This is a genomic window from Nocardia coffeae, from assembly GCF_019890715.1.
GTDB classification, from domain to species: domain Bacteria; phylum Actinomycetota; class Actinomycetes; order Mycobacteriales; family Mycobacteriaceae; genus Nocardia; species Nocardia jiangxiensis.
Map to the genome: position 1 here is coordinate 270,127 of NZ_JAINZY010000014.1, position 16,124 is coordinate 286,250.

The following is a 16,124-nucleotide window of genomic DNA, read 5'->3' on the forward strand; positions in this document are numbered from 1 at the left end:
CGAATCTCACCCGACCCGGAACATGTTGTACTGCAAGCCGAATCCGTCCAGGAACCGGCCCTCGCCGACGAACAGCGTGTGGTTGACCCAGCTCAGATCGCTGTCACCGGTCTCGAGCTGCGGGGTCACCCGGAAGTACTGATCGTCGAATTCGGTGCTGCTGCCCTCCATGAACGCCTGCTGCACCTTGTCGGTCATCTCGATCAACCCCGGGAACGAGGCGAAGATGACGCCGCCCTCACCGGTCTGGAACTGCACGCGCACATCCAGTCGCACCCAGCCGTCGGCACCGATCAGCGCCCAGTCGCCACCGCCGGAGAGCACCTTGCCGGTGAGCTGCGCGACGTCCGCGGCCTCCGATGCGCCGGTGAGATCGCCGTCGAGGATCTCGACGAACATCCGCACGCCGTACGGGCCGGGACCGATCATTATGGGCGGTTTGAGATGAGCGGTGACGGTGCCGATGGGAGTGAGTTCCATACCTATTCCTCGTCTTCCGGGCTCTCGCTGACCTTGCGGAAAGCCAACGTCACGTTGTGACCACCGAAGGCAATCGAATTCGACAAGGCTATCCGAACCTCCTGTGTCCGTGCGGTATTCGGAACGCAGTCGATATCGCACTCCGGGTCGGGCACGGTGTGGTTGATGGTCGGCGGAATCTGGCCGCGGTCGATCGCCAGCGCGCAGGTGGCCGCCTCGACCGCGCCGGTCGCGCCGAGCATATGTCCGGTCATCGCCTTGGTGGAGCTCACCGCGACCGAACCGGCATGCTCGCCGAAGGCGAGGTGGATCGCCTTGGTCTCGGCCGGATCCGACAGCTGCGTCCCGGTGCCGTGCGCGTTGATGTAGTCCACCTCGCTCGGCTCCACCCCCGCCTCCTGCATCGCCTTGCTCATCGCCTTGGCCGCACACGCGCCGTCCTCGCGGGGCGCGGTCACATGGTGGGTGTCGACGACCTGCCCGTAGCCACACACCTCGGCGTAGATGTGCGCACCGCGCGCCCGCGCGGACTCCAGCGGCTCCAGCAGCAGCATGCCCGCACCCTCGCCGAGGACGAATCCGTCGCGGTCCCCGGAGAACGGCCGGCACGCGCCCGCCGGATCGTCGTTGCGTTTGGACAACGCACGCATACTCGTGAACCCTGCCAGCACAGTCGGATTCATGGCGGCTTCGGCGCCGCCGACCAGACAGGCCGAGGCATAACCGTCACGCACCATGCGATATCCCTGTCCCACCGCGTCGGCCGAGGAGGAGCACGCGCTCAGCGGGGCGTAGCAGGGCCCGCCGAACTTGTGCCGGAACGCTACCGTGGAGGCCGCGAAGTTCGCCATGGCCATCGGGATGAACAGTGGTGAAACATTGCGTCCGGCAAGGCGATCGGCGATTCCGGTGGTCGCGGTGTTCACCCCGGCCAGCGCGCATCCGATGATGACCGCCAGATCCTCGCGGTCCAGGCCGTCCAGGTGCTGATCGGCGAGCGTGAGCTCCGAGGCTGCCACCGCCAGATGCCCGACCCGGTCGAAGCGCCGCACATCCTTGTACTCGAGCCACTGCGACGGATCGAAGTCCTGCACCTCCGCGCCGATCCGCACCCGGTTGAACGACGCGTCGAAGGAGGTGATCTCCCGAACGCCGCTGACGCCGGAAATCAGCTGTTTCCAATAGTTTTCGAGGCCGATTCCGAGCGGGGTGACCAGGCCGATACCGGTCACCACCACGCGGCGGCGGGGCGCGTTCATCGCTTACCTGCCGGGGCCAGGCCGAAGAACGCCTCCATCTTCATGGCGACCTGCGCGTCGCCGGAGACCTTGAGTTCTCCTCGCATGAGCAGCTCCATCCCTTTGACCAGGCCGGTCGCGATCTTCACGAAACCCGTGCCGTCGAGGAACACGGTGAGATCGGGGGTGTCGCCGGGCTCGACGAGCCCGCACGTCTGCGGCCCGAACCGCACGTCCTGCACCACCGGCTCCCCCGGGGCGCGGGTCACCTTGTAGCGCACCAGGATGTCGCGATCGAAGTTCCCGGCGACGTAGTAGCTGGGCATCAGGTCGAAGGCGTTGCGCAGCGCCTGCTCCCCCACATCGGTGCCCAGCGCCCAGATCAGATCGGCCTCGGGGAGCACCTCCACCACGGAGCGCACGCGCGGGCGCTCCCCGGACAGCAGGTCCTCGATCTGCGACCGGCTCGCCTTACCGGATTCCGCCGCGATCGCCACGGCCCGGTCCAATGCCTCGGAGTTCATGTCAGCACCTCGGATCTCTGCAGACCCGTTGCCGTGCAGTCGATCACGGCACGGATCGTTTCGTTGTACGGGTCGACTCCGGCCAGCAGTGCGCCGATGTGGCCGTCGGGACGGATCAGCACCGCACCGGGTCCGGCGAGTCCGTATTCGGCCAGCAGCTCACCGGTGGTGTCGATCAATGTCCGTGCGCCGCTGATCGTTTCGCCCCGATCATCGGGGAATACGGCGGCCGTGACGACCGGAACGGTGTTCATCAGATGGACGTAACCCACCGAATCCGCCCACCGCTCGGCCTGTTCCGGACCGCACAGCAGCACGAAGCCCCCGGCGGCGAGATCGAGCACACCCAGGTGCGCACCGGAATCGTCGCGCAGCCAGTGATGCGGTGCGCGACAACCGATCTCAACGCGTGGTTGGTAATCAACCACCGATTCGACCGGCTCGTCGGCGCCGTACCGGAAGCCCAGCGCCTGCCCGTAGAAGTCGAAATGCGGGCGTTGGGCCTCGATGCCGTCGGCGAGCGCGCTCGGGTCGAGGTCGGGCGACTCGGCCAGCAATGCCGCGGCGGCATCACCGAATTCGCGCATCGCCACCGCATTGCGGGTGCTCTGCTCGGCGTTGAAGTTCGCGACGGGAGCCCGCTCGGCGCCGTAGGAGTCCAGCAACTCCGGCCGGGCCCAACCGCCCAGTACCGCGGCCAGTTTCCAGGCGAGATTGTGGCCGTCCTGGATGCCGGTGTTCATCCCGAATCCGCCGGTGGGCGGAAAGGTGTGCGCGGCGTCTCCGACGACGAAGACCCGGCCGGACTCGTCGCGCCAGCGATCCACTCCGGTGCAGCCCATGGTCCAGGTGCGGGACGAGCGGATCTCGGCGTCGATCCCCGCACCCAGCGCCTGCCGCAGCGCCACATCGGGATCGGGGGCCGCCGCGCCTTCGTCGATCGGGATCTCGAGCAGCCATTCACCCGCGTCGGGCGCGACGGTGATCAGGACCCCGCGGATCCGGTCGTTGACGATCCACTGCAGGACGCTGTCCGCGCCGAGCCGGTCCCGCAGGTCCGCGCGGAAATAGATGTCCAGCAGCGAACCCAGTGCAGCGGTCTCGGTCCGGCCCATCCCACATCGGGCGCGCAACCCGCCGTGCATTCCCTCCGCCAGCACGAGGTAGTCCGCCACCACGCGGCCCTGAACGCCGTCGGTGTCGACGTAGCCGATCGAGACCCCGCTCGCCGTCGGCGCGACCTCCTCGGCCCGCACACCGGTCAGCAGGGTGGCGTTGCGGCTGAGCCGGAGTTGTCCGGTGAGCACCGCCTGCATCCGGTTCTGCGGGCAGATCATCGGCATCGTCGGGCTCTGGCGGGCCAGCCGCATCAGCTTGTCGGTGGTCTGCACCAGTTCCAGTCGGCCGAGTTCCGCACCAGCGGCCTGGTGCAGGAAGCGCACGCGCGCCGCCTGTTCCAGCGAGGTGCCCACGGCCAGCGCCGCGTCCAGCAGATCCAATTCGCGCAGGATCTCGGTGGTGCGGACGTTCACCAGCGTCGCTTGCGGGTGGCGCGGCGGCCCGGTGCGGCGTTCGAGCACCACGACCTCGACTCCGGCGCGGGCCAGACACAACGCGGTGGCCGATCCGGCCGGACCCGCACCGACGACCGCGACCTGTGTGCGCAGCACAGTCACGATGGAACCCCTTCCTCCACAACGGATTCCGAACTGTCGACCGGGTTCTCGGGATTCGTCGTCGCGGCCACGCGGGCCTCGACGAACCAGTCGAATCGGCGACCACCGAGCGCACGCGCCAGCGCCAGGCTCGGCAGTCCCAGCACGATCGCCAGCCCCAGCGAGCCGACGAAGGCGCCCAGACTGGCCGCCCGCGCGCCCGAGCCGAACGTCGAGGAGCGCCGGATCACCGCGCCCCAGCGCCGGAATGCTCTGCCCGCCAGCAGATCAGCGGCCGCCAGCACCGGCACGACCGGGGCCGAGGTCTGCTCGCGCAGCAGCGCGCGCACGTCCTGCGTGGACGAGGTCGTGAGCAGTCCCGCACCGAGCGCGCCGAGCCGCTCGAGTTCGTCGTCGCCGATGCCCGCCCGCCCGAACAGCGCACCGTTCCGGCGGCCGAGCAGCAACCAGCGCAGCGTGGTCACCAAGGTCAGCGCCTGCGGGCGGGTGTCGATCGCGGCCACCGTCCCCAGTTGACGCGCACCGATCGCCCGCAAGCGGCGTTGCACCTCCGCGGCCGCCGAATACCACATGTTCCGGCAGGCCACGAGGGTCAGCACGTCCCGGTCGGCGAACAGTTCGGGATGACGCGTCAGCACACTGCGCATCGGCAGCGACGGGGCCAGATACCAGACCTGATAGGCGAAGATCACCAAATCGCCTGATGCAGTGGACAATTCGGACCCGGCCGAGGTGATCGGTACGGTGGCGTTCTCGTCCACACATTCCGGGAACACTCCGAAGAATCGCGTTACCGGCCACGGGAACGGAAATTCCGGAATCGGTTCGATCCCGATATGACGCACCTGCCATCCCGCCGCCAGCAATGGCCCCACCAGTGCATCCACCGCTTCGTCGAGCTGCCCGGTCTGGGAATATTCGACAACGACGACGGTGCGGACGGATTCGCCCGTCATGCGGTTTCCTTCGCCGCCGATTCGCTCGGTGCGACCGCGGTCAGATGCATGAAGGAAATCGCGAAGCGCCCGGATTCGGGAACCATGCACAGCAGAGTGTCACCCGGGCGAATGAGATTCTCGCGCAGCATTTCATCGACGATCACGTAAATGCTCGCACTGCCGATATTTCCGACCCGGGTGAGATTGCTGTACCACGCCTCGGGCCGACCGGCCGAGACGCCGCGCCGCCGCAATTCACCGGTGAGCATGGTCTTCATCCGCTCACTGGAATAGTGCGCGGGGAACCAGGTCACCTTGTCCGGATCGAATTTCCCGGCCACCGCCAGACGCTCGTATTCGTCGATGCCGACACGGACCAGATGCGGCAGCAGCGACAGTTTCTGCCGCGCCACGAGCGCCCCGTCCCGCGCGGCGGCGGTCGCGTTCGGATAATCTGCCCACGCCTTGTCGATGGTGTTCTTGTTGCTGCCGAAATACATGCACGCTTTTTCGGTGTTCGCGTAGGAGGTGAGCGAGATCCAGTCCACGCGCAGGCTGATGCGGTCACTGGCCGGAGTGTCGGACACCACGGCCGCGCCGGCGCCGTCGGAGAGCATGTACCGCAGGAACGCGGTCTCCATCGGCAGCGAACCGTCCTCGGTGAGCGCGTTCATCTCCTCGTAGCGCGTGTGCTTGAACCCGCGCGAGGCCAATTCACTGGCCACTGCCACCGCGGTCGCCTTCTCGCCCACCTTGACCTGCAGATAGGCATTCTTCAGCGCCATCATGCCGGAGCTGCAGATGCCGTGCGCGGTGACGATCTCCATGGGCGGGTAATCCAGCTCCCCGTGCACCATGCTGGCGTGCCCCGGGCCCATCAGATCGGGCAGTGTCGTCGCCGCGGCCAGCATCTCGACCTGCTCGGCCGATACGCCGGCGCGCTCGACCGCATCGCGGACCGCGGCCGCGGCCAGCGCCGCGTTCGAATACACCGTCTCCTGATTCTTGTCGATCGCGTAGTGGCGAGTTTTGATGCCACTGTTCTGCAGAATCTGATCCTTCAGATCCGAGGACGCACGACCGGCCTTTCCGATGTATTCCTCGATCTCGTCGTTCGTTATCGGATCACCCGGTAGGAAGCGACCGGTGGCGGTGATGTAAACATCGTTCATCTGATACTCAGCCCCTCGTTTCCGCACGTGCGGATTCGTTGGCCTTACTTTCTTCGACCTTGACCCGGATGAGGTCCATCAGATCGGAGAACGTTCGCACCGAGGCGATACGTTCGTCGTCCAGGGAAATGCCATACTTCGTTTCGATCAGATCCGCGACCGAAAGCACTCCGAGGGAATCGAGACCGAGGTCCTCCATCGTCGCATCCGCGGATACGGAGTCCAGATCGATCTGATAATGTGCCTGCAAGAATTCCGCGATGTCATCGCGGATCGATGTCTCGACCTGCATGTGCCAGCCTTCCGGAGAGGGTACGCAAGGAGATGCTCTGTGAGCAGCACGGAATCCAGCGAGAAATCATGTGACGGATAACTACCGCCGCATTCCGGGAAATATGATCCGACTGCGAGATCGGTCGGATTCGAGAAGTCGATCGGTTCGAGGTACAGAGAAACAACCGCCACAACACTGGGGGGTCGGATGATGCTGAGCGCCTTTGCTTCCGGTCGTTACAAAGCCTAAGTTACGTCGTTCGGACCGTCAACCGCTGGTTACATCCGGACGCCTCTCCCCAGCCCAGAGATGTTGCGAGACACGTCATTAACCACTCATGTGCCCGAACATGTTGCAGGATGCACACTTTCGAATGAAATCCTCACTCGCGCGCGAACCAATCCTCGAGCTTGCGGGCGAGCAGCAGGTTGCCCTTGATTCGCAGCCGGCCGGTGGTCGTGAGGGCGAAGCCGCCGACCTGTCCGGCAATCAGCCGCAGGAACGGCACCATCTCGAGTTCTACTGTGACATCGGGGATTTCGTCGGTCGGACCACTGTGGGTGGTGCACCCGCCGACGTCGACGACCACGGTCCAGACCGCGGCCGGATCACCGATCCGCCACCGTACGACGGTGCGTTTGCGGGCGGTTCGATCCGTCCGCATCCGAGCGGGCATCTCGCGAAATACCGCTGCCAGCACCAACTCTCGACTCAGCGCGTCGGACATCGACCGGTTCAACGTGTCGTCGTCGATCCCCCGGACGATGGCGTTGAACTCGGCCGCGAGGGATCGCTCGACGGGCACGGCAGTATCGTTCTCGGACATAGACATCTCCCCGAAATTCGATGATTTGCCACAATGTGAGTACATCGGGCGGCGTCGCCGAGAGGCCGGCGCGCGAGGGTCAGAGTAGGTACGCGCACGAGCGTCGGTCAACTCGCAGAGCGCTGGTACGCGTGGTACTTTCGGGACGACATTCTTCCGGTCGAAGATGCCCTATCTCAACCTTCTCCGCACCACTGGAACACGCGCGCGGGCCCGAGGTCGCTCCGCCGTCACTCCAGTCGATGCAGCTCGATTTCCGGGAGGTTCCCATGACCGATTCCGATGACCTGATCAGTATCTTGAAACATGCTGTACCGGAATCGATTTCAGCATTGCCGCAGGCGGATCGAGATGATCTCGCCCGGCTGATCGCGCAGGCGGCGCAGAGCAGGGTCGAGCAGCTCACCACCGATGCGTTCGGTGCGCTGGACAACGTGCCCGGATTCCTGCGCGGCGCGGTTCGCAGGGCGGTGGGTCTGTGATCGACTCCGCCGAGACCAGGGCCGCCGCGCGGGACCGGCTGGCACGCGCGCTGGAGATTCCGGTCGAGCGCCTGGACTACCTGGCCGATGTGCCCACCGGCGATCTGGACGCCCTGCTGCATCAGGTCTACGACCACTTCTTCTCGGTCACCGAGGACGGTCTCGGCAAGATCGTCGCCGCCACCAGGGTGCTGCCGCCGCCCGTGGCCGCAAAAGTGGCCTCGCACAACAACAGTGCGCTCATGACCGCGCATCTGGCGGCCGTGCTCGAACCCGCGCGGGCGCTGTCGGTGGCCAAGCGCCTGCGGCCCGAGCTGCTCGCCCGCGTTGCCGCCTATCTGGACCTGCATCGATCGGCGGCGCTGATCGCTGGACTGCCGGTCGATCTCGCGGTCGCGATCGCCCGCACGCTGGCCGACCGGCAGGATTGGCTCACCCTCGGCACCGTCATGGAGGTCGCGACCGCGACACAGCTGGAACGCTGCCTGCGGGCGCTGGATGTCGAGGAGATCCTCTCGGCCGCGCGCCTGGTCTACGACCCGGCCGCCCTCGACCGCCTCGCGGCGGTGACCACCACACCCCTGTCCGACCAGCTGCGGGCACTGCATTCCCGGGCCGACACGAGCGAGGGCTGATCGACGTGCGTTTCCATCTGATCGATCGCATCGAATCGTGGGATGCGGACCACAGCATCGTGGCGCGCAAGGCGGTGTCGGTGTACGAAAATCATTGGCAGACAGATGAATCAGGTCCGGTACTGCCGTTCGGGCTGGCGCTGGAAGCGCTGTGCCAGGCCGGGGCGTGGCTGGTACTGCTCAGTTCCGAGCATCGCAAACGCGCGGCCCTGCTGAGCCTGGGCGAGGTGCGTGTACTGCGCGATGCGGTGCCCGGTGACGTACTGCGCATGACCGCGCAGGTCACCTCCAAACGCAACCGCACCGCCATGATGGACGGCCGGGTCGAGGTCGGCGGCGAGCCGATCCTGGTGGTGCACAGCCTGATGTGCGCGTTCGTCGACGCCGAGCGGCTCGACGATCCCGTGGACACCGCGCGGATGGCGGATATGTTGCTGGGCCGCGGCCCGATGGATTAGGAGGCAGAGATGACCGGAACGCTGATACCCGGACCCCTGACGACCGGCCCCCTGGCCACTCTGGGCACACCCGCCTTCGACCGGATCGGCGCGGTCGAACCCGGTGTTCGCGCGGTGGCGTATCTGAACGTGACTGCCACCATGCCCTATTTCTCGACGCATTTCCCCCGGTATCCGGTGCTGCCGGGCGTACTCCTGGTCGAGAGCGCCGTGGCCCTCGCGCGCCTGGCGGCGGGTTCGGACACCGCGCGACTACGCCGTGCGCAGCGACTTCGCTTCCGCCGCTTCGTGGTTCCGGGCGATCAGGTGGAGTTCATGGTGTCGGCGCACGGCGGCGAGCCGGAACTGCCCGAGGACACCCAGTGGGAGATGCAGGCGCGAGTGGACGGCGAGATCGTGGCCAGCATCGGCGTACTCGTGCTCGCCGCGAGCCTGGTGCGTACGCCCGCACCATGAGCTTCCCGTGGTGGTCGGCCGCGCCCCGGCGATTGTCGCCGGGGCGCGGCATTTACTCAAACCACCTGGGGGACTTGAACTTTCCTGTTCAGGTTGGACAGCGTGAAGTCGATCGACGCAGGCGTGGAGCCCGACACCGTGAGTCGCGTCCCCAGCGGCTGATGACGGCCCGTCGCGGCGAACCACACCGCGATCCGCTTGTCCGCATGCACACCGGGCAGCCATGCGCTCACATCGGCGGCGGGCAGATCCCCGGTCACTCGGAAGGCCAGCGTGCCGTCATGGTCTTCGCGCACCTCGGTGACGACGTTCTTCAGATCGGCCAGGGTGTGCGCCAGACCGTGGTCCGGATCGAGCAGCGTCGAGGGATGCGGCAGCGTACCGGCACCCTGAATCTGTTGCACCGGTGCATATTTCCCATCCTGGCCACGCGAGTACAACACCCCCTTGCGCTCCACGAAGTTCACCCGCACCCCGACCGATTCGACGGTCCCCACCGAAGCGCCGGCCGCACTCCCCTCGGGCGCCACCACATCCGCGCTCATCTTCTGCACCGGCAACCCGGCAACCGCCCCCGAACTGGCCATCTCGATATGAGCACTGCTCACATCTCCGGCCCCCGCCACGGCCCCCCGCAACAGATAGTGCGGATCAGGCAGCCCCCCGGACCCATCGCCACAGGCCACCACCCCGGCCGAGACAACGGCCGCCATCAGAATCGTCTTCAACGCTCGGCTCGTATCCACCCCCGCATTTTATCGAGAGGACACCGCACGACACCATAGTAAATTGGGCGAATTACAAGCGAATAATGCAGTGCACCAACATAATTCACTTTCGCGGGTGCACTGGACCCGTCGCGCGCCCACCTCGGTTGCACAAGCGAGGCCAACAGACCGACGTCCTGCGATCTCCCACTTCCACTCTGCAAGTTTCAGTCCGCGAGATCCCGAAGCAGAACATCGAACCGCGGCGCATCGGGCCAGTCGGGCCGCAGATGCCCGACCTTGCGCCAGCCCCACTGGATGTACCGCTGATAGGCCCGCGAATTGCCCTCTTCCACAAGCAGAGTGGCGCGGCCTTCCGGCCGCGAACGCAGCAGCTCGTCATGCATGGCACGCGCAATCCCCCGGCCCGCATACCCGGCACACACCATGATCTCGCTCAGCGCGAACGTGCGCTCACCATCCTCGGCGGTGAAATCCCCCGCAAGACCCGAATCCGGCTGAAACCCCCTCCACCACGCCGCATCCGGCGGAAGCGACCACCCCCAGGTCTGCCCTGCCGACTCATCCCCCACCCGCGCGAGCACATACGCGAACCTGTCCCCGTTCCGAGGACCGGTGTACGAATCGAACCTGCGCATGAACTCGGACGGCGAATCGAAGGGGTCTCCGGACGCGATCGCATCGACATAGGAAGCCCGATAGATGTCTTCGACCATATTCCCGCGCGCTCGCGCCTGCGCAGCGGTGAAGTGCTCGAACTCGAGGCCATCTGGCACGCTCATGCAGTGATCACTTTCTGATCGAGGCTGTCGTATGCGGCTCGGAAGTCGGCGCCGACACCTGCTCGAGCGGCGGCCGTGCGCACCGGCTCGAGGTGCCGGAGGGTACGCGTCGACGAGACAGTGGACAGGTCCGCGAGTACCGTCATTCCCTCCTCGAGTGCGCCGTTGATGTCGCCGAGGGCTGCGCGGGTAGCCGCAGACCATGCGCGGATGTTCGTGATGTTGCGCGGTGCCGCAGGGTGTTGCATTGCGGCGCAATAGAGTTCGACAGCGCGGCCGAGTTTGCCGATATCGGCGTAGCCTCGGGCTTCGTGGTCGGCAACTTCCGAGTGTGTGACGAATCGAAGCCACTGGGGGACCGCCTCCAACGGCTCGTACTGCACCGCGCATTCGAGTTCGCGATGTGCCGTGGCCACGGCACGCTCGAACGCCTGCAGTTCACCCAGGAGCCCCCGCGCCTGGGCTTCCCGGATCGCGATCAGCGCGTGGATTCGGCCTGGGGGACGTCCGCGCATGAGATCTCGTGCACGATCGATCAGTTGCAGCGCTCTGTGCAGGCTTCCTCCTCGGCCGGAGCGCACGAGGGAAATAGCCTGATTTGCCGCATACAAGCAGGTATGCGCGATGAGTTCGGTATCGCCCGCTTCCACACCGAGCGCCATCGCATCGGCGTAGCAACTCTGCGCGAGCGCCTGCCGATCGGAGTCGTAGGCGAGCCAACCGGTGAGCACGGACAGCTCTCCAGTCGCCGTGGTGAATGCGCGCCCCGACCTGTCGGCGAATACGCCGGTCAGTAGACGCTCTTTGGCCTTGCCGAGGTGCTGTACGGCGAAGTCGACGAGCACCGCGCCACCCGACTGCTGATCTGCCTTGTCGAGAGCATCGATATCGTCCGAAAGTCTTTGCGCATCGCTCATTCCGATACGGTTGTGATTGCCTGGAAGAGTGATCGCCAGGGCTGTGGTGGCGGTCAGCTTGCCGAATTCTCGTCGCTTCACGTCACCGTCAGCTTTCTGCCCGTCGCGATACTCGCCCCGAACTGCACGCGGAGGCGAAGTAGCACTTCGGGCATGCTTCGCACCGTCATCATCGAGGATATCGACTGCGGATCGAAACCGTGCTCGTTGCTCGGGATCGAGCTGGGCGAGCACGGTGTCGAGATCCTGCGCCGATTCCCCACGCACCGGGCGCTCCGAGGTAGCGCGTTCCCATTTGCCCACCGCGGCTGCCGAATACCCCGCTCGCTCAGCGAATTTTTCCTGCGTGAGCCGCAGCGCCACGACCCGCAGCGCCCGGACTTCACATCGAGTCCACTGACGGACAACCATCCCCTATCCACCCCTGTCCATGCGACGCAAATGCCGTAAGGGAAGTGTAGGAGTTCGGTAGTGGTCTGTCGCTGGTTTGGAGGTCGTGTCTCAGCGACGCTTGAAGGCACTCCAGATTCCGGGATTCCCCAGTCCCACAAGGGGGTTGCCGCGCCGGTCACTGACTCATAGCCCGGGTGACCGATCCGGCACCGGCATCTGGGAACCCGAACCGACCGACACCCCCGGAGGTCTCGATGTGGACGACTTGGATCCTGCTCGGCGCTTTGACAGCCGGATTGTTCGGCTTCATCGCATGGGAGTGCCGTCCACTGAATTCCTCTGACCGACAAAGGAACTCGTCATGGACACCAGCCTCTGGCCCGCGGAGTGGCCGCACGACTCCCCCGACACCGCCATGAGCATCCCGGAAGCGCACGCCACGATGCAGCGACACCTCGGATGCAATATCACCGAGTGCGGCCGCAAACGCGCCGCACGGGATGTGCTCGTCGACGGCGGACGCGTACTCGAACAGCACCCTGCTCGACGAGACGGCGAACCGAACGGGCCGTCCCGGGGATCGGAGGGCATGTGAGCTGCGAAGACGATCTGTGGTGCGATTGGTGCGGAAAAAGGAATCTGCGGATACACCGCTACGACGACCGCGCGTTCTGCGGCGCTTCCTGCATCCATCGGTACCAGGCTCGCGGGTATGCCCCGAACGGCGTTGATCCGACGCTGGGCGAGACGTGAATTCCCGATTGCCGCAGCGCATACCAGTCGCTCACCGCATCCCGCACCGGGCGACATCGGAGGCGCTCGCGTTGCTGATCCGGGTCGCCGTCGGCTTGGACGAATGGGCCGAGCGAGACCGCACACACGCCGAGGCCGCACCCAAGTCCAACCACCTGCGACAGAATCAGTGAGGACGCATTCAGCGGCAGCCGACACGGATCAGCGTGGCGAATACCCGCGCGGACCGCGAGAGGATCCCAACACCCCACGTGCTCCGCACTAGGCTCGGAGTGTGGACGTCACCGTCGCGCATCTCCGCAGCTTTCTGGCAGTTGCCGAGGAACTGCATTTCGGTCGAGCTGCGGAGCGGCTCAACGTGAGCCCTTCGTCACTGAGCGAACACGTGGCCGCGCTGGAGCGACGGCTCGGCAAAACACTCTTCCAGCGGACATCCCGAAATGTCAGCCTCAGCGCCGAAGGTCGCGAGCTGATCCCGTTGGCGGAGAACGCGGTCCGCGCGGTCGACGATGTCATCTTCTGGGCGCGGTCGGACAGCGGACGGCTCGAACTGCGCATCGGCATAGCCGTTTTCAGTACACAGTCCAGGCAGATCCTGACCGCCGCGCGCAACGAGATGCCCGAAATCGAATGGCACATCAAACAATTGGGATTCTCCGATCCGTATCGGGCGCTGCTCGACCGGACGGTCGACTGTGCGTTGATACCCGGCGCCGGGACCGTCCCGCCCACGATCCATGCGACGCCGCTGTGGACCGATCCGTGTGTGCTGATCGTCGCCGACAGTCATCCGCTGGCTGCGCGGGAGTCCGTCACGGTTGCCGAGTTGGTCGACCAGACCTTCGTCACGGTCGGTGACGCGCGGACCTCGGACCGATGGCTCGGGAACGTGCTGCGCGACGCCCCGCGCACGCTCCCGACCGCGCACAACTTCGACGAAGTCCTCGAACTGTGTGCGGCGGGTATCGGCGTGAACGTCGCGGGGGCGCTGGGCGCCCGCATCTATCAGCGGCCGGGTGTGCGATTCGTGCCCATCGCCGATCTCGACGATCGGCCGACCCACCTGTGTGTCGGCGCGGGGCGGTCCACCCCGGCGCTGCGGCGCTTCACCCGTTTGGCGGTGCGGGTCGCACAGTCGGCATCATCCGGATTCGCCGAATAGCGGTTCGGGATTTCCCGCTGGTCTTCGGTGTCGACGGTCCGCAATATCGAAGGTGTGCAAAACAATTCGGTATCTGTCACACGGGATCTGCCGTTCGCCGACAGAGCCACCGGCGCGCTGCTGCTGGACCTCTACACCCCGATCGGAGCCGACGGGCCGACTTCGGTCGTGATCTGGCTGCACGGCGGCGCGTGGTTCACCGGCGATCGGACCCTGGCGCCCGACTTCGGGCGATTCTTCGTCGAACGCGGGATAGCCATGGTGTCGATCGAGTATCGGCTCAGCGGCCAGGCGGTGTTCCCCGCCCAGTTGCACGATGTGCGATCGGCGATCCGGTTTCTGCGCGGCAACGCCGCCACCTGGAATCTACGGGCCGACCGCATCGGGGTCTGGGGCTCGTCGGCGGGCGGGCATCTGGCCGCATTGGCCGGGCTCACCGGTCATCTCGACCGGCTCGACGATGAGCCCGACTCCGGCGACGCCCGGGTGGCCGCGGTCGCCGAATCGTACGGTCCCACCGACCTGACCACGGCCCGGGCGCTGCTGCCCGATGGCAGGCCGAGTCACGAGGCGGCGTTCCTCGGCGGTCCTCCGGAGCAGCGGCGCGCGTCGGCGCTCGCAGCGAGCCCACTGCATCAGGTCGTAGCGTCGGCGCCGCCGTTCCAGATTTCACACGGCACGGCGGATCCCGTTGTCTCCCAAGGCCACAGCGAACGGCTGCACGCCGCGCTGATCGCCGCCGGTGTCGAGAGCACCTTGTACCTGGTCGAGGACTACAAGCACGGATTCCTGAACCCGAGCGGGCACATGGACGCCGACCTCACGGACGTGATGGATGACGGCCGCCTGCTCCGCGATGGCCGGGCAGCCGCCCGCGTCCGCCGCGCCGATCCGCGAGACGAGCACTCCACCTTCGGATTCGACGACATCGGTGACTTCTTCGCTCGTCACCTCTCGGAGGGAAATACGCGATGACAGCCATCGATCTGGACGCGATGAACCGAACCCCTCCCCTGATCAACGCGCTGCCCGGCGAGCCCGCCCCCTACTACCTGGCCAGCGGCGAAGGACAGCGCTACGAGGTCGACGGGCAACTGTGGACGGTCATCGCGCGACCTGCCGACACCGGCGGACTCTTCGACGCCGCCTTCATTCTGGGCCCGCGCGGGGCGGGCGCTCCCTTCCACAGTCTGGCCGAACTCCAGCGCACCTACCACGTGTTCGAAGGCAGTGCGCAATTCTGGCTGCCCGGTCGGAGTCGCGTTCTGGCACAGGGTGATTCGATCCACGTTCCGCCCGGCGTCCCGGTCGCCTATCGCATTCTCGGCCACGGCAGCCGGATCTTGTTCTTCTCGGCTCCCGGCGGAGCGCTCGATGTCCTGCTCGACGACGACGCGCTGGCCCAGGCCCGCGTCGAGGCACACATGTACACCGCGGGCGGCGATGCGGCGAGCGAACAACTGCTACTGCCCCGCGGCGCGCGCCGTCACACCGGCGAGTCCTTCACCCCGGCGACCGACGACTGGGACGACACGCTCCCCGACGGCATCGAACCGTATTTCCTGCGCGCGATGACCGGCGAACGACTGGACTGGCCCGACACCATCCAGGCGTTCAACGCCCGCGGACGCAACACCGGCGGCCGGTACTTCTCGGTGCTGTCCGCGGCAGCGCCGCAGCCGTACTTCATCCGGCATTTCCATCAGCACCACACCGAGAACTTCTTCTGCATGTCCGGCCGGATCTGGGTGTACGTCAACGGTGAGGAAGTGCTGCTGACCCCCGGCGACTTCGTCCACGCCCCGGCGGGCACGATTCACACCTTCGCCATCGAACGGCACGGCACCCGATTGCTCGGCATGCTCACCAGCGACATCTTCGAGCCGTTCTTCGAGGTCACCGGCGACCCGACCGACGAGCACATCTACACCCGGGGTCTGATCACCCCGGAAGTGTTCCAGCAGCGCCTGATCGCCAACGCCGCCGATCTCGACCTCGTCGTCGTCGGTCCCCCACCCACCCGCACCCGCGCGCTCGACCTGTAGTCGGAGAACCCTCGCCCCGGCGATCTGCCCCTTTCCCCGGTCGCCACACCACTGAAGAAACGGCTGCCAGCGGATCGTCGGACACCAGCGGCCACCCCCGGACAGCGAGTAAGGTTCGCTGCCGCGCTGCGCGAGAAAGCGACGAGAGCGGAGTTCACCTCGGCGCTGCTGGCGGTGGAGACGGA

20 protein-coding genes are annotated in these 16,124 nt (G+C 66.2%); 9 read left to right on the forward strand and 11 right to left on the reverse strand.

From position 1 onward, the window contains the following. Nucleotides 1–6: 6 nt before the first annotated feature. From K7711_RS37425 to K7711_RS37460, 8 genes are all read right to left on the reverse strand, one after another. On the reverse strand, nt 7–480 hold the full coding sequence (locus K7711_RS37425; RefSeq protein WP_040832617.1) for a DUF3237 domain-containing protein: 474 nt from the start codon (nt 478–480) through the stop codon (nt 7–9). 2 nt (nt 481–482) lie between these two features. Beyond that, entirely contained in the window at nt 483–1,739 is a 1,257-nt protein-coding gene (gene fabF / locus K7711_RS37430) for a beta-ketoacyl-ACP synthase II (RefSeq protein WP_222975881.1), read from the reverse strand. Continuing rightward, nucleotides 1,736–2,242 (reverse strand): SCP2 sterol-binding domain-containing protein, encoded by a 507-nt coding sequence (locus tag K7711_RS37435; RefSeq protein ID WP_222975883.1) that lies wholly within the window; start codon nt 2,240–2,242, stop codon nt 1,736–1,738. Before K7711_RS37435 ends, fabF begins: the two co-directional genes overlap by 4 nt. Further along, nucleotides 2,239–3,918, reverse strand: a complete 1,680-nt coding sequence (locus K7711_RS37440) for an FAD-dependent oxidoreductase (RefSeq protein WP_222975886.1) — start codon at nt 3,916–3,918, stop codon at nt 2,239–2,241. Before K7711_RS37440 ends, K7711_RS37435 begins: the two co-directional genes overlap by 4 nt. Continuing rightward, entirely contained in the window at nt 3,915–4,874 is a 960-nt protein-coding gene (locus K7711_RS37445; RefSeq protein WP_222975888.1) for a hypothetical protein, read from the reverse strand. Before K7711_RS37445 ends, K7711_RS37440 begins: the two co-directional genes overlap by 4 nt. Next, nucleotides 4,871–6,028 carry a thiolase family protein gene (locus tag K7711_RS37450; protein ID WP_222975890.1) on the reverse strand — a complete coding sequence of 386 codons (1,158 nt, stop codon included), beginning with the start codon at nt 6,026–6,028 and terminating at the stop codon, nt 4,871–4,873. The genes K7711_RS37445 and K7711_RS37450 overlap by 4 nt, the downstream gene beginning before the upstream one ends. Before the next feature lie 7 nt (nt 6,029–6,035). Then, the gene (locus K7711_RS37455) at nt 6,036–6,320 is read right to left on the reverse strand and encodes an acyl carrier protein (RefSeq protein ID WP_222975892.1); all 285 of its coding nucleotides are present in this window, start codon (nt 6,318–6,320) and stop codon (nt 6,036–6,038) included. Between the two features lie 364 nt (nt 6,321–6,684). After that, nucleotides 6,685–7,128 (reverse strand): SCP2 sterol-binding domain-containing protein, encoded by a 444-nt coding sequence (locus K7711_RS37460; protein ID WP_222975894.1) that lies wholly within the window; start codon nt 7,126–7,128, stop codon nt 6,685–6,687. Between the two features lie 269 nt (nt 7,129–7,397). On the opposite strand from K7711_RS37460, the gene K7711_RS37465 reads away from it, so the two are divergent. From K7711_RS37465 to K7711_RS37480, 4 genes are read left to right on the forward strand one after another with little or no spacing between them, the layout of a single operon-like run. After that, the gene (locus tag K7711_RS37465) at nt 7,398–7,610 is read left to right on the forward strand and encodes a hypothetical protein (RefSeq protein WP_222975896.1); all 213 of its coding nucleotides are present in this window, start codon (nt 7,398–7,400) and stop codon (nt 7,608–7,610) included. After that, entirely contained in the window at nt 7,607–8,245 is a 639-nt protein-coding gene (locus tag K7711_RS49110; RefSeq protein WP_222975898.1) for a hypothetical protein, read from the forward strand. The genes K7711_RS37465 and K7711_RS49110 overlap by 4 nt, the downstream gene beginning before the upstream one ends. A 5-nt stretch (nt 8,246–8,250) precedes the next feature. Then, entirely contained in the window at nt 8,251–8,703 is a 453-nt protein-coding gene (locus tag K7711_RS49115; protein WP_222975899.1) for a hotdog family protein, read from the forward strand. A 9-nt stretch (nt 8,704–8,712) separates the two neighbouring features. After that, nucleotides 8,713–9,159 carry a 3-hydroxyacyl-ACP dehydratase FabZ family protein gene (locus K7711_RS37480; protein WP_222975901.1) on the forward strand — a complete coding sequence of 149 codons (447 nt, stop codon included), beginning with the start codon at nt 8,713–8,715 and terminating at the stop codon, nt 9,157–9,159. A 56-nt stretch (nt 9,160–9,215) separates the two neighbouring features. On the opposite strand, the gene K7711_RS37485 is transcribed toward K7711_RS37480, so the two are convergent. The 3 genes from K7711_RS37485 to K7711_RS37495 form a co-directional block, all read right to left on the reverse strand. Then, nucleotides 9,216–9,905, reverse strand: coding sequence for an LppX_LprAFG lipoprotein (locus tag K7711_RS37485; RefSeq protein WP_222975903.1), 690 nt, complete (start codon nt 9,903–9,905; stop codon nt 9,216–9,218). 188 nt (nt 9,906–10,093) lie between these two features. Next, on the reverse strand, nt 10,094–10,669 hold the full coding sequence (locus K7711_RS37490) for a GNAT family N-acetyltransferase (RefSeq protein WP_235748369.1): 576 nt from the start codon (nt 10,667–10,669) through the stop codon (nt 10,094–10,096). Next, a complete protein-coding gene (locus K7711_RS37495; RefSeq protein WP_268929627.1) occupies nt 10,666–11,997 on the reverse strand; it encodes an NsdA family TPR-like regulatory protein in 1,332 nt (443 codons plus the stop codon). Before K7711_RS37495 ends, K7711_RS37490 begins: the two co-directional genes overlap by 4 nt. Before the next feature lie 343 nt (nt 11,998–12,340). On the opposite strand from K7711_RS37495, the gene K7711_RS37500 reads away from it, so the two are divergent. The 5 genes from K7711_RS37500 (at nt 12,341) to K7711_RS37520 (ending at nt 15,939) form a co-directional block, all read left to right on the forward strand. Beyond that, entirely contained in the window at nt 12,341–12,574 is a 234-nt protein-coding gene (locus K7711_RS37500; protein ID WP_222975907.1) for a hypothetical protein, read from the forward strand. 154 nt (nt 12,575–12,728) lie between these two features. Beyond that, a complete protein-coding gene (locus tag K7711_RS37505) occupies nt 12,729–12,905 on the forward strand; it encodes a hypothetical protein (RefSeq protein WP_222975909.1) in 177 nt (58 codons plus the stop codon). 101 nt (nt 12,906–13,006) lie between these two features. Then, nucleotides 13,007–13,894, forward strand: a complete 888-nt coding sequence (locus K7711_RS37510) for a LysR family transcriptional regulator (RefSeq protein ID WP_222975911.1) — start codon at nt 13,007–13,009, stop codon at nt 13,892–13,894. 54 nt (nt 13,895–13,948) lie between these two features. Continuing rightward, entirely contained in the window at nt 13,949–14,869 is a 921-nt protein-coding gene (locus K7711_RS37515; RefSeq protein ID WP_222975913.1) for an alpha/beta hydrolase, read from the forward strand. Beyond that, nucleotides 14,866–15,939, forward strand: coding sequence for a quercetin 2,3-dioxygenase (locus K7711_RS37520; RefSeq protein WP_222975915.1), 1,074 nt, complete (start codon nt 14,866–14,868; stop codon nt 15,937–15,939). Before K7711_RS37515 ends, K7711_RS37520 begins: the two co-directional genes overlap by 4 nt. Nucleotides 15,940–16,124: the final 185 nt, after the last annotated feature.

Bases quoted from the DNA above. Each gene is read 5' to 3' on its own strand.
- K7711_RS37425 (WP_040832617.1), bottom strand. From the start codon at position 480: ATGGAACTCACTCCCATCGGCACCGTCACCGCTCATCTCAAACCGCCC.
- fabF (WP_222975881.1), bottom strand. From the start codon at position 1,739: ATGAACGCGCCCCGCCGCCGCGTGGTGGTGACCGGTATCGGCCTGGTC.
- K7711_RS37435 (WP_222975883.1), bottom strand. From the start codon at position 2,242: ATGAACTCCGAGGCATTGGACCGGGCCGTGGCGATCGCGGCGGAATCC.
- K7711_RS37445 (WP_222975888.1), bottom strand. From the start codon at position 4,874: ATGACGGGCGAATCCGTCCGCACCGTCGTCGTTGTCGAATATTCCCAG.
- K7711_RS37450 (WP_222975890.1), bottom strand. From the start codon at position 6,028: ATGAACGATGTTTACATCACCGCCACCGGTCGCTTCCTACCGGGTGAT.
- K7711_RS37455 (WP_222975892.1), bottom strand. From the start codon at position 6,320: ATGCAGGTCGAGACATCGATCCGCGATGACATCGCGGAATTCTTGCAG.
- K7711_RS37460 (WP_222975894.1), bottom strand. From the start codon at position 7,128: ATGTCCGAGAACGATACTGCCGTGCCCGTCGAGCGATCCCTCGCGGCC.
- K7711_RS37465 (WP_222975896.1), top strand. From the start codon at position 7,398: ATGACCGATTCCGATGACCTGATCAGTATCTTGAAACATGCTGTACCG.
- K7711_RS37480 (WP_222975901.1), top strand. From the start codon at position 8,713: ATGACCGGAACGCTGATACCCGGACCCCTGACGACCGGCCCCCTGGCC.
- K7711_RS37490 (WP_235748369.1), bottom strand. From the start codon at position 10,669: ATGAGCGTGCCAGATGGCCTCGAGTTCGAGCACTTCACCGCTGCGCAG.
- K7711_RS37495 (WP_268929627.1), bottom strand. From the start codon at position 11,997: ATGGTTGTCCGTCAGTGGACTCGATGTGAAGTCCGGGCGCTGCGGGTC.
- K7711_RS37500 (WP_222975907.1), top strand. From the start codon at position 12,341: ATGGACACCAGCCTCTGGCCCGCGGAGTGGCCGCACGACTCCCCCGAC.
- K7711_RS37520 (WP_222975915.1), top strand. From the start codon at position 14,866: ATGACAGCCATCGATCTGGACGCGATGAACCGAACCCCTCCCCTGATC.